Below are 12,386 nucleotides of genomic sequence, written 5' to 3' on the forward strand. Positions count from 1 at the left end.
CGTAAACCCCCTCCCGTCCCCACCAACGAGCCGCCGCCGCCACCGCCGCCACCGCAGACGATCACGATGTCGGTGCCACCCCCACCGCCCCAGACCATCACGATGGTTCCGCCGTCGCCGACGGAGGAGGCCCCGGCGCAACCGGGCTTGCCGTGGATGCCGGCACCGCCCAAGGCTCCGGCGAGCAACCACGGTCACGGAAAAGTGGTGACGCCCAACTATTCCGGCGGCGGCCAAGCTATCTCCGTAGACCGGCCCATCGCTCCGGCGCCGCCGGCCGACGCGTTCAGCGGCGTGGCACCCGACGTCGAGGTGATCTCGATTCGCCAGTCCAGCCAAGCTTTCACGCTCAAGGATGCGTTCACCGGCGACGAGGATCCGCAAACCCGGCAGAAGATGGACAGCATCCGGACCATGGCCCGGGCGATCGTGCACGCGGCAAACATGGGTGCCTCGGTGATCAACATCTCCCAGGTGTTGTGCATGAGTGCGCGCAGCGTCCTCGATCAGACCGACCTGGGGGCCGCGGTCCGTTACGCAGCGGTCGACAAGAACGCGGTCATCGTCGCCGCCGCCGGGGACACCAGCCAGAAAGACTGCAAGCAGAATCCGATCTTTGATCCGTTGCTGCCCAACGATCCTCGCGATTGGAACGGTGTGAACACGGTAGTGACTCCCTCGTGGTTCAGCGACTATGTGCTCTCCGTCGGCGCGGTTGACGCCGCGGGCGCGCCGATGGACAAATCAAGTGTGGCCGGGCCATGGGTGTCGATCGCGGCGCCCGGCACCGACGTCGTCGGGCTGTCACCGCGCGACGACAGCCTGATCAACGCGATCGACGGTCCGGACAACACGCTGCTGGTACCGAGCGGCACCAGCTTTGCCACCGCGATTGTCTCCGGCGTTGCGGCGCTGGTCCGCGCGAAATATCCCCAGTTGTCGTCACACCAGATCATCAATCGGCTGATTCACACCGCCCGCGCCCCGGCGCGGGGAGTGGATAACCAGGTCGGCTACGGCGTTATCGACCCGGTAGCGGCGCTTACCTGGGATGTGCCCGACGGTCCGGTGGTGGCCAAAGAATTGTCGTCGCCGCTGAAAATGCCCCCGCCGCCACCACCGCGCAATATGACGCCGGTGTGGGTTGGAGCCGGGGGGCTGGCCGCCGCGTTATTGATAGCTGGTGCGGTATTCGGCGGGGCGGTGCTGATGCGGCGAACGGAGCGAGACCGATGAAAGCGCAACGCAAATTCGGGCTGGCCCTGTCGTGGCCGCGAATCACCACGGTGTTTCTCATCGACGTCGCGGTGCTGGCGATCGCCAGTCATTGCCCCGACGCATGGCAGGCCCACCACATCGCGTGGTGGTCCGGCGTCGGCGTGGCGGCGGTGGTGGCGATCGTCGCTCTGGTGACTTTCCGCGGCATCCCGCTGGCCTCGGCTCCGGTTGCGCGAGTGCGCAATTGGTACGCCGACCCCGAGGCGCTGGTCGCCGGGTGCACACCGGCGATCGACCACCAGCGCCGATTCGGTCGCGAGGTGGTGGGAATCCGCGAGTACGGCGGTCGACTGGTGACGGTCATCTCCGTCGAAGGTCCCGCGGAACTGCCCTCGGGCCGGCATCGTCAGCAGAACGGGTCGTCGGGCGTGCTTCCGGTGGAAGCGGTGGCAACGGCGTTGCGCCAGTTCGACGTTCGTCTTGACGGTGTCGACATTGTCTCGGTGGGGACACGCAGTGGGTCCACCGGTGTCGAGTCGGCGGTACGAGACGATTTCGGGGCTGACAGCGATGGTGGACGCCCGCTCGATGAGCGCCGAACCTGGTTGGTGGTGCGGATGGATCCGCAGCACAACGTCGCTGCGGTGGCCGCCCGAGATTCGGTGGTCTCGACGCTTGCCGCCGCCACCGAGCGGCTCGCGCAAGAGCTCAACGGCCGGCGCTGCGTAGCCCGTACGCTCAGCGCCGCCGAGATCGCCGATGTGGACGACGCCGTGTTGGCGGGCCTCGACCCGAGCCAAATCCGGCCGTATTGGCGCTATCTCAAGCACCTCGACGGGTACGTGACGAGCTTCTGGGTCTCGCCGTCGGACATCAACGGCGAGACACTCGAGGAGCTGTGGCTGGCCGATACCGACGCCACCGTCGTCACCGTCCGGCTCATCCCGCACCGCCACGGCATCGACGTGTCGGCTCTGGTCCGCTACCACAGCGACAAGCGCTTGCGAAAAAGGGTGTGGGGTGGCCTGAATCGACTCACCGGACGCCAGTTGGCCGCGGTGCGTGCCAGCTTGCCGGCACCGCTGCCCGGTCCCGCGCTGGTGCTGCCGAGCCGGGCAGTGGCCGACGACGAAGCGCTGGCTGTACCGATTGATGCAGCGGCGGCGGCGCCGCCCGAGTACTCGGCGAGTGCCGCGGGGGCGCCTCGATGACCAGGCCGCCGACCGCCGCGACGGATGCCCGTAACGCGATGGTTGCGGGCCTGCTGGCCTCCGGCATTTCCGTCAACGGGCTACAGCCCAGCCACAATCCGCAGGTGGCGCTGCAGATGTTCACCACGGCGACCCGGCTGGATCCGGACATGTGCGACGCCTGGCTGGCCCGGGTGCTGGCCGGCGATGCGAGCATCGAGGTGCTCACCAACGCCTGGGAGTCGGTCAAGACGTTCGGCTGGGAGATTCGCCGGCTAGGCCTGTCGGACTTGGAGTTTCGGCCCGAGGTCTCCGACGGACTGTTCCTGCGCCTGGCGATCACCAGCGTGGAATCGCTGGCCGCGGCGTATGCGGCCGCGTTGGCCGAGGCGAAGCGATACGACGAAGCGGCAAAGATTCTCGAATCGGTCGAGCCGCGGCTGCCGTCCGACGCGGAGCTGATCGCCTATGTGCGCGGGGTGCTGTACTTCCGCACCGGCCGCTGGCCCGATGTGCTTGCTCAGTTCCCATCGGCGAAACCCTGGCGTCAGCCCGAGCTGAAGGCGGCCGGTGCGGCGATGGCAACCACGGCGCTGGCGTCGCTGGGTGTTTTCGAAGAAGCCACCCGCCGAGCCGAAGAGGCAATCGAGGGTGAGCGGGTGCCCGGCGCGGCCAACGTGGCGATGTACACCCAGGGCATGTGCCTGCGCCACTTGGGCCGCGAAGACGAGGCCGTCGAGCTGCTGCGCCGGGTCTATTCGCGAGACGCGAAATTCGCGCCCGCCCGGGAGGCGCTGGACAACCCCAACTACCGGCTGGTGCTGACCGACCCGGAAACCATTGAGGCGCGCACGGATCCGTGGGACCCCGACAGCGCACCAACCCGAGAAGAGGCCGAGGCCGCCCGGCACGCCGAGATGGCCAAGAAGTACCTGGCCGAAGGCGACGCCGAGCTCAACGCGATGCTTGGCATGGAGAAGGCCAAACGCGAAATCAAACTGATCAAGTCGACGACGAAGGTCAACCTGGCCCGCGCCAAGATGGGGTTGCCCGTCCCGGTGACGTCGCGGCACACCCTGCTGCTGGGCCCGCCCGGCACCGGAAAAACCTCGGTCGCCCGCGCCTTCACCAAACAACTGTGCGGCCTCGGGGTGCTACGCAAGCCGGCGGTGGTTGAGACCAGCCGCACCAAACTGCTGGGCCGCTACATGGCCGACGCGGAGAAGAACACCGAGGAGATGCTCGAGGAGGCGCTCGGCGGCGCAGTGTTCTTCGACGAGATGCACACCCTGCACGAGCGTGGCTACCACCAGGGCGACCCCTACGGCAACGCGATCATCAACACCGTCCTGCTGTACATGGAGAATCATCGCGACGAGCTGGTGGTGTTCGGCGCTGGCTACGCCAAAGCGATGGAGCGGATGCTGGAGGTGAATCAAGGTCTGCGGCGGCGGTTTTCGACGGTGATCGAGTTTTACAGCTATACGCCCGACGAGTTGATAGCACTGACCCAGTTGATGGGCCGGGAGAACGAGGACGTGATCACCGACGAGGCCGTCGAAGTGCTGCGCCCGTCGTACGAGAAGTTCTATACTGACGAGACCCTGTCCGAAGACGGAGATCTGATCCGGGGGATCGACACGCTGGGCAACGCGGGTTTCGTGCGCAACGTGGTGGAGAAGGCCCGCGATCATCGCAGCTTCCGCCTCGACGACGAGGACCTCGACGCGGTGCTGTCCAGCGATCTCGACGAGTTCACCGACGACCAGCTGCGCCGGTTCAAGGAATTGACCCGCGAAGACCTCGCCGAGGGACTCAGTGCGGCCGTGGCGGAAAAGAAATCGGACTAACCGCTGCAACCTCGCGCGCGCGAAATAGCCGATGTGACAGGCAGATTGACGGTCACGCCCGCTTAAGCGCTACTCACAGCAAGTAATCAGCAAACTCTGACGCAATTCGCAGGTGGTCCTTGTCTCGTGCCGGCCTTGGCCACGAGTAGCCTCAATTCTGACAATAGTGCCTGGTCAGAGCCACTTCTGCACGCGGTCGCGTCGGACTTCAGCACCGCGGTATGGCCGCTTGCAGCAATCTGACCCCACAGCGGCGCCGAGCTGTCCCCAGTGCCGGGTTCAAACGGGTTGACCACTATCACCGCCGGTGCGAGCATGACGCTGCATGCACCTCGCTAGGTGAGGCGTCTGCACGGATATAGGCCACTGACCCCGAACGTCGAAAGACGCCCAGGGTCAGGACAGCTCCTCCCGGCTTAAGGGTTGAGCCCAAGTGGCTTCCGGGACAACCGGATACGCCGTGTAGTGCCAAAGCTCTGACGAGAGAGGTGCCGTTCAGCCGTCCTCGGATGGCTCACCTCTCTGGGTGCAGGCACATGGCGGGAGGGGGTGAGCGCAAGATCCAAATCTGTTGGTAGTTCTAGCAATTGATGACCGTTTCGTTCCGATCCGGTCACGGCAGCTTTCCCGCAGACTGAATCGGCTTGCGCCAACACATATCTCCGCTTTCGGGACCTATGGGCAATGACGCACCCGCAAGCAGCACAGCGGCCGAGGCCCGTTTCCGGGTCGGACTGATTCGTAAGGAGAAAGTCCATGTCGTTCGTGACAACACAGCCGGAAATGCTGTCGGCGGCGGCCGGCAACCTGCAGGGGATTGGTGCGGGATTGACCGCGCAGAACCAGGCAGCGGCCGTCTCGACCACCACGGTGCTCCCCGCGGCGGCCGACGAGGTGTCGGCGTTGACCGCGGCGCAGTTCGCCGCGCATGCACAGCTGTACCAGGCGGTCAGTGCGCAAGCGTCGGCCACTCATCAGATGTTCGTGTCCACCCTGAGCGTCAGCGCTGGGTCGTACGCGGCGACCGAGGCGGCGAACGCCGTCGCTGCGAGCTGAAAAGGGATGTGGCGCAATGGATTACGGAGCATTTCCACCAGAGTTCAACTCCGCTCGCATGTATGCCGGCGCCGGCGCGGGATCGCTGCTGGCCGCTGCATCGGCCTGGGACGGGCTGGCCGCCGAACTGAGTTCTGCGGCGTCTGCCTATTCTTCGGTGATCTCCGGGCTGGTCGGCGGCTCGTGGCTGGGGCCGGGTTCGGCGTCGATGGCGGCGGCAGCAGCGCCCTACGCGGCGTGGATGAGCACGACCGCCGCGCAGGCCGAGCAGACGGCCAACCAGGCCAGAGCTGCGGCGGCCGCCTACGAAGCGGCGTTTGCGATGACCGTGCCGCCGCCGGTGATCGCGGCCAACCGCAGCCTGTTGGCGTCGCTGGTCGCGACCAACATCTTGGGGCAGAACACCCCGGCGATCGCGGCCACCGAGGCGCACTACGCCGAGATGTGGGCCCAGGACGCCGCGGCGATGTACGGGTACGCCGGCGCATCGGCAGCTGCTACGAAGGTGACACCGTTCACCGCCCCGCAGCAGAACACCGATCCGGCCGGGCTGGCCGCACAAAGCGCGGCCGTCGCCCAATCCACCGGCGCGTCAGCCGGCACCGGAGTACAAACAACGCTGTCACAGATGGTCTCCACGACACCGATGACGCTGCAGGCGCTGGCCGCACCCGCTGCAGCACCTGCGGCGTCGGGCACCGGTTTCTCGTCGAGTCTAGGTCCGGGAGATTTCATGAACGCAGGGTCAAACCTTCTCAGCAGCTCGATGACTCCGATGTCGTTGGCCGGTATCACGCAGGTGGGCGCGGACATCGCCGTGATGCATGCCGCGGCTGCCGGCGGACTGGGCATCGACGGTATGGGGGAGATCGCACCGAGCGTCATACCTGTGGTGCCGGGTGCGGGGGTGGCTGCGATCACACCCACCGGCTTGGGCGGGGCAGGAGCGGTGACCGCGGGGATCGGCCGCGGCACCCTGGTCGGCGCTTTGTCGGTGCCGCAAAGCTGGGCGTCGACAGCGCCGGCGACCACGCCGACGACGGCGTCGTTGGCCTCCAGCTGGACCGCGGCGCCGCAAGTTGCGGCAGAGGAGATGCCCGGCATGCCCGGGATGCCAGGGGTTCCGGTAGCGGGTTCGGGCAGCCGCGGTTTCGGTTTCGCCGCCCCGCGATACGGGTTCCGCCCCACCGTGATGGCACACCCGCCGGCCGCCGGATAGGAGATGGGTGCCGTGTAATAGCCAGCGGCCGTTCACCTCTCGGCGGCGTAGCGCTTGCGGTTGTTCAGCTCTTGCCGTTGGACAGCCGAGTGCCGTAGTTGCTTGCCGCCGAACGGCTTCTGCGCAACAACAGGTAATGCGCGGGAAGTTCACAGGAATTCACCAGCAATTTACGACATAACGCCCAGATAACCCAACTTCCACGGCCGGCATTGCGTCAATTCCCAGTGCCGGTCGCTCGCAGTGCATTTCGGCAGCTGCCCATATCGCGGTCATCTCCGAACATGAAAGCCATTTGTAGTTGACGTGGATCCATCTTGGTGCCAAGATTGCCACTGCAAGCACCTCGCTAGGTGAGGCGTCTGCTACGGACAAAGGCCACTGACCCCGAACGTCGAAAGACGCCCAGGGTCAGGACAGCTCTTCCCGGCTTAAGGGTTGAGCCCAAGTGGCTTCCGGGACAACCGGATACGCCGTGCAGTGCCAAAGCTCTGACGAGAGGGGTGCCGCGCCCGGTTGATTGCCGGGTCGCCTCACTCCTTTGTGCAACCCGTTGGCACCCCCGTGTGCCCTGGCCGTGAGGAGGTGAGAGCGACGTGAGTCCCGATGACAGTCCCTATCCGAGATCGATGACCGTTTCGCTCATATCCGGCCCCGGCATCGTTCCCTTCATCTGAATCGGCTTGCGCCGCTTCAGTTAACGTACGCGCGCCCTCGTTCACTGCGTGCGCGTGGTCTTGTCGTGCTCCGGCACGAGCACACCCGCAGATTCAGTCTGCCTTCCGTAAGGAGAAGTCCGATGAGCTTTGTGACCACACAGCCGGAACTGCTGGCAGCCGCGGCCGACCAATTGGACGGTATTGGGTCGGCACTGGCTACCCACAACGCGGCCGCAGCGCTTCCGACTACGGGAGTGGTTCCAGCCGCTGCTGATGAGGTATCTGCTTTGACAGCAACGCAATTCGGCGCGCATGCCACGGCGTACCAGGCGGTCAGCGCCCAGGCCGCGGCCGTTCACGACATGTTCGTGCGCATTTTGGGTGCCAGCGCCGGTTCGTATGCGGCCACCGAAGCCGCTAACACCATTGCTGCTGGGTAAGGAGTATTGCGATGACTGCGGTATTCGACTTCGGCGCGTTGCCGCCGGAAATCAACTCGGCCAAAATGTATGCGGGCCCTGGGGCTTCATCGATGCTGGCCGCCGCTTCGGCCTGGGAAGGGCTGGCCGCTGAATTGCGTACGCAGGCAACCTCGTACGCGTCGGTCATCTCGGGACTGACCACGGAAGGCTGGCGAGGTGCAGCGTCGACATCGATGGCCGCTGCCGCCGCACCCTATGTCGCGTGGATGAACACGACTGCGGCACAGGCTGAGCAGACCGCGAACCAGGCCAAGGCCGCCGCAGCAGCATATGGCACCGCGTTTGCGATGACGGTGCCGCCGCCGGTGATTGCGGCCAACCGCGCTCAGCTCGCGTCGCTGGTCGCAACCAACATCTTGGGGCAGAACACCCCGGCGATCGCGGCCACCGAGGCGCAGTACGGGGAAATGTGGGCCCAGGACGCCGCCGCAATGTACGGCTACGCTGGCGCATCGGCAGCGGCGGCCAGGGTGACGCCGTTCACCGCGCCGGCGCAGACGACCAACCCGGCCGGGCTGGCCGGCCAGGCGGCCGCCGTGACCCAGGCATCTGGCACGGCGGCGGGCACCAGCACGCAATCGACACTGTCGCAGTTGACCTCTGCTGTGCCCACCGCGCTGCAGAACCTCGCATCACCGACGTCGTCCGCGTCGTCGACGTCGTCGGGGCTCGGCGGGATCCTGGGTCTGCTGACCGGGCAAGGGTCGGGAAACACTGCGCTGGACAACTTTTGGAACCAGTGGGGGCCCAACGCGAACATCTGGAACACGATCTTCTCGTCCGGCTTCTACATGCCGAGCAACACGCTGGGTGCCTTCACCAGTTTGATGGGCAATGCGGCCGGACATGCGGTGGCCGACGAGGCGCTGGGACAGGCCGCGGCGAGCGGGCTCGGCGCCGCACTTGGCCAATCGCTGACGAATCCCCTGAGCGGTTTGGGCGGTTTGGGCGGTCTCGGCAGCGGAGTGTCTGCGGGTTTGGGCCAGGCGCCTTCGATCGGAGCGCTGTCGGTCCCGCCCAGCTGGACCGCGATGGCCCCACCCGTGACTCCGCTCGGCTCGGCGTTGGGGAACACCCCGCTGAGCGCACCGCCTGCCGTCGCGGCGGGTATGCCCGGCGTCGCACCGGCCGGGATGGCCGGACGCGGGGCAAGCGGCGCCGTCATTGCGGACAACCGGTTCTTGGTCCGCCCCCCGATGGTGCCGAGCTGGTCGGCTGTCGGATAGCCATAGTTAGCAATTGATTTCGAGAAAGGTAGAGGTTCACATGACCACGCGCTTTATGACCGACCCGCACGCGATGCGGGACATGGCGGGCCGTTTCGATGTACACGCTCAGACCGTCGAGGACGAGGCCCGCAAGATGTGGGCGTCCTCGCAGAACATCGCCGGTGCCGGCTGGAGTGGGACCGCCCAGGCCACCTCCTACGACACCATGGGCCAGATGAACACCGCCTTTCGCAACATCGTCAACATGCTGCACGGTGTGCGCGACGGGCTGATCCGCGACGCGGGCAACTACGAGGCCCAAGAGCAAGCGTCCCAGCAGATCCTGTCCAGCTAGAGGCGATCGCAAGCGCGGCGTAGCCGGGCGCAGCGGGTCGCCGACCCAGACAACCGAGAGGCGATCGCAAGCGCGGCGTAGCCGGGCGCAGCGGGTCGCCGACCCAGACAACCTAGGAGAATCCATCATGAGCATCAACTACCAGTTCGGCGACGTCGACGCCCACGGCGCTTTGATCCGCGCGCAGGCCGCGTCCCTGGAGGCCGAGCACCAGGCCATCATCCGCGATGTGCTTGCTGCCGGGGACTTTTGGGGTGGCGCTGGGTCGACGGCCTGCCAGGAATTCATCACCCAGTTGGGCCGCAACTTCCAGGTCATCTACGAACAAGCCAACGCCCACGGCCAAAAAGTCCAAACCGCCGGATCCAACATGGCCAGCACCGACTCCGCCGTCGGCTCCAGCTGGGCCTGATAGCCGGCCATGGGCAAGACAATCGGCGACGGGGGGTACGGGGCGTGACTGCGTTGGACCGCGTCGCGGTTGACGAGGAAATCGCCTCGCCACCGCTCACCGCGGTGCTCGACAGCGCCCATATCGGCGACATCGAGGGTGCCCTGGGCCGAATCAGCATCGGCGACACTGACCGTCCGCGCACGGCCAGGGTGCGGCTGGCAACCATGCTGGCGATCATCGGGCCCGGCTTGATCGTCATGGTCGGCGACAACGATGCCGGCGGCGTTGCAACCTACGTGCAGGCCGGACAGAACTACGGGTACAGCCTGCTGTGGGTACTGCTGCTGTTGATCCCGGTGCTGATTGTCAACCAGGAGATGGTGGTTCGGCTGGGCGCGGTCACCGGGGTCGGGCATGCTCGGTTGATCAACGAACGGTTCGGCCGCGGCTGGGGCTGGTTCTCCGTCGGCGACCTCTTCCTGCTGAACTTTTTGACCCTTGTCACCGAGTTCATCGGTGTCACAATGGCGGCCGATTACATCGGGCTGCCCAGACAGGTGGTCGTCCCGTTCGCCGCGGTTGCACTGATCGCTATCATGACCACCGGCAGCTTTCGGCGCTGGGAACGCGCGATGCTGGTGTTCGTCGCGATCACCCTGCTGCAAATTCCCATGCTGCTGATGTGCCATCCGGATCCGGCGCGCGCCGCGAAATCCTTGGTCATTCCGGGCGTTTCCGGGGGAGTCACGTCCGACGCAGTGCTGTTGGTCATCGCCATCGTCGGGACCACCGTCGCACCCTGGCAGCTGTTCTTCCAGCAGTCCAACGTCGTCGACAAGCGGATCACACCGCGTTTCATCGGTTATGAGCGAGCCGACACCACCCTGGGCGCATTCGTCGTGGTGGTCGGGGCGGCGGCGTTGATGATGACCGGGGACTGGGCCGCGCGCGCCACCAACAGCCGTGGACGCTTTGTCGACGCCGGCGCACTCGCTCACCTGCTCGGCCAATACAACACCACCCTCGGCTCGGTGTTCGCGATCGTATTGCTGGACGCCTCCATCGTCGGGGCGGCCGCCGTTACCCTGGCTACCAGCTACGCGTTCGGGGATGTATTCGGGCACAACCACTCGCTGCATCGCCGCTTCGCCGACGCCAAACCGTTCTACCTGTCCTACACCGCGATGGTCGTGGTCGCGGCCGCCATCGTGCTGATCCCGGGCGCGCCGCTGGGGGTGATCACCACCGGCGTACAGGCGTTGGCCGGACTGCTGCTGCCCAGCGCGACCGTCTTCTTGCTGCTGTTGTGCAACGATCGGGAGGTCCTGGGGCCGTGGGTCAATCGTCTGTGGCTCAATGTGGTGGCCGGGCTTATCGTCGCCGTGCTGTTGCTGCTGTCCGGGATCTTGATGACGACCACGGTGTTCCCCGACCTCGACATCATTTCCATCGCGGACGACCTCGCCGTTGCTCTAGCCTGTTGTGCCGCAGTGGTTTTCGTCGTGGTGCGGTGGTCGGGTCGCCGGTGGCCCAAACCACCAGTACAGTTCTCGCCGCTGTTGACGCGGGCCGACCGCGCCACCTGGCGGATGCCGCCGCTGACCCTGCTGGAGCCGGTCACGTGGTCGGCGGGCACCCGGTTGGGCATGTTGGCTTTGCGGGGCTATCTGGTCGTAGGGGCAATCCTGCTGGCGGTCAAAGCCGTCCAGCTCGGTAGCGCCTGACACCCGCGTGTCGACACGCTCAGCGATTTCACCGAATTCTGACAGCCAACTCGCAAACATTTCCCAGGCGATGCGTGAGGCGGATTGCCGCCGGTCCGCCGCCGGTGAATGCCGAGTTCAGAGAGTCCGGCCGGCGGCAGCATCGGGCCAAACCGAGGCCCCTACACAGCAACTTCGGCGGCCCTGGCGTGACCGCGGCATCGCGGGCGGTGCCACGCGGGTCGGGTTGACGAACGTGGACGCCGGTGTCACCATTGGCGACTGCATGCACCTCGCTAGGTGAGGCGTCTGCACGGACATAGGCCACTGACCTCGAACGTCGAAAGACGCCCAGGGTCAGGACAGCTCTTCCCGGCTTAAGGGTTGAGCCCAAGTGGCTTCCGGGGCAACCGGATACGCCGTGTGGTGCCAAAGCTCTGACGAGAGGGGTGCCGCGCCCGACTGTTGTCGGCTGCCTCATCCCCAATGTGCAAACGTGTTGGCACCCGCGTGTGCCCTGGCCGTGAGGAGGTGAGAGCGACATTGAGTCCGAGTGATAGTCCCTATCCGAGATCGACGACCGTTTCGCTCGAATCCGACCCCGGCACGGTTTTTACCATCTGATTCGGCTTGCGCCGAGTGAGCTGACAAGCGCATCTTGGCTTTTGCCGATCGTGCGTGGCTTCAGCATGCCTTGATGACGCCCTGCCGGCGCGGGTTCGGTCTGTTCCGTACGGAGGAGCCCGATGACTTTTGTGACCACCCAACCCGAGTTGTTGACGGCAGCGGCAGGCGACCTGCGGGCCATTGGCGCTGCGATGTCGGCCCACAATGCTGCCGCGGCCGCTGCGACCACCGCGGTGGTTCCGGCTGCCGCTGACGAGGTTTCGGCTCTGACGGCTACCCAGTTCGCCGGCCACGCCCAGCTCTACCAAGCCGTCAGCGCCCAGGCGGCGGCGATCCACCAGATGTTCGTGTCCACCCTCGGTGCAAGCGCCGGGTCATATGCGGCTACCGAGGCTGCCAACGCCGTCGCCGCAAGTTAAAGGAGG

Annotated in this window: 11 protein-coding genes and 3 riboswitches; all 11 genes read left to right on the forward strand. The window is 66.0% G+C overall.

From position 1 onward, the window contains the following. Nucleotides 1-1,236, forward strand: a 1,236-nt coding sequence (gene mycP / locus AWB95_RS05715; protein WP_085167822.1) for a type VII secretion-associated serine protease mycosin, incomplete at its 5' end; no start/stop codon positions are given. Continuing rightward, nucleotides 1,233-2,429 (forward strand): type VII secretion protein EccE, encoded by a 1,197-nt coding sequence (eccE, locus tag AWB95_RS05720; RefSeq protein ID WP_062538269.1) that lies wholly within the window; start codon nucleotides 1,233-1,235, stop codon nucleotides 2,427-2,429. The genes mycP and eccE, both read left to right, overlap by 4 nt. Next, nucleotides 2,426-4,258, forward strand: a complete 1,833-nt coding sequence (eccA, locus tag AWB95_RS05725) for a type VII secretion AAA-ATPase EccA (protein ID WP_085167808.1) — start codon at nucleotides 2,426-2,428, stop codon at nucleotides 4,256-4,258. Before eccE ends, eccA begins: the two co-directional genes overlap by 4 nt. Before the next feature lie 324 nt (nucleotides 4,259-4,582). Beyond that, a riboswitch (M-box (ykoK) riboswitch) is annotated at nucleotides 4,583-4,753 on the forward strand. Nucleotides 4,754-5,014: 261 nt separating this feature from the next. Then, on the forward strand, nucleotides 5,015-5,314 hold the full coding sequence (locus AWB95_RS05730; RefSeq protein WP_062538268.1) for a PE family protein: 300 nt from the start codon (nucleotides 5,015-5,017) through the stop codon (nucleotides 5,312-5,314). Between the two features lie 16 nt (nucleotides 5,315-5,330). Next, the gene (locus AWB95_RS05735) at nucleotides 5,331-6,533 is read left to right on the forward strand and encodes a PPE family protein (protein ID WP_085167810.1); all 1,203 of its coding nucleotides are present in this window, start codon (nucleotides 5,331-5,333) and stop codon (nucleotides 6,531-6,533) included. A gap of 338 nt (nucleotides 6,534-6,871) precedes the next feature. Continuing rightward, nucleotides 6,872-7,043, forward strand: a riboswitch (M-box (ykoK) riboswitch). A 289-nt stretch (nucleotides 7,044-7,332) separates the two neighbouring features. Next, a complete protein-coding gene (locus AWB95_RS05745) occupies nucleotides 7,333-7,632 on the forward strand; it encodes a PE family protein (RefSeq protein WP_062541734.1) in 300 nt (99 codons plus the stop codon). A gap of 11 nt (nucleotides 7,633-7,643) precedes the next feature. Continuing rightward, nucleotides 7,644-8,900 carry a PPE family protein gene (locus AWB95_RS05750; protein WP_062541735.1) on the forward strand — a complete coding sequence of 419 codons (1,257 nt, stop codon included), beginning with the start codon at nucleotides 7,644-7,646 and terminating at the stop codon, nucleotides 8,898-8,900. A 40-nt stretch (nucleotides 8,901-8,940) separates the two neighbouring features. Beyond that, the gene (locus AWB95_RS05755; RefSeq protein ID WP_062541736.1) at nucleotides 8,941-9,237 is read left to right on the forward strand and encodes a WXG100 family type VII secretion target; all 297 of its coding nucleotides are present in this window, start codon (nucleotides 8,941-8,943) and stop codon (nucleotides 9,235-9,237) included. A 127-nt stretch (nucleotides 9,238-9,364) separates the two neighbouring features. Then, nucleotides 9,365-9,649: a WXG100 family type VII secretion target gene (locus AWB95_RS05760; protein WP_062538357.1), complete on the forward strand. Its 285-nt coding sequence runs from the start codon at nucleotides 9,365-9,367 to the stop codon at nucleotides 9,647-9,649. A gap of 44 nt (nucleotides 9,650-9,693) precedes the next feature. After that, on the forward strand, nucleotides 9,694-11,355 hold the full coding sequence (locus AWB95_RS05765; protein WP_062538358.1) for an NRAMP family divalent metal transporter: 1,662 nt from the start codon (nucleotides 9,694-9,696) through the stop codon (nucleotides 11,353-11,355). 264 nt (nucleotides 11,356-11,619) lie between these two features. Continuing rightward, a riboswitch (M-box (ykoK) riboswitch) is annotated at nucleotides 11,620-11,790 on the forward strand. Nucleotides 11,791-12,080: 290 nt separating this feature from the next. Continuing rightward, nucleotides 12,081-12,380, forward strand: a complete 300-nt coding sequence (locus tag AWB95_RS05775; protein ID WP_062538359.1) for a PE family protein — start codon at nucleotides 12,081-12,083, stop codon at nucleotides 12,378-12,380. Nucleotides 12,381-12,386 lie beyond the last annotated feature (6 nt).

It is taken from the genome of Mycobacterium celatum (assembly GCF_002101595.1).
Lineage (GTDB): Bacteria > Actinomycetota > Actinomycetes > Mycobacteriales > Mycobacteriaceae > Mycobacterium > Mycobacterium celatum.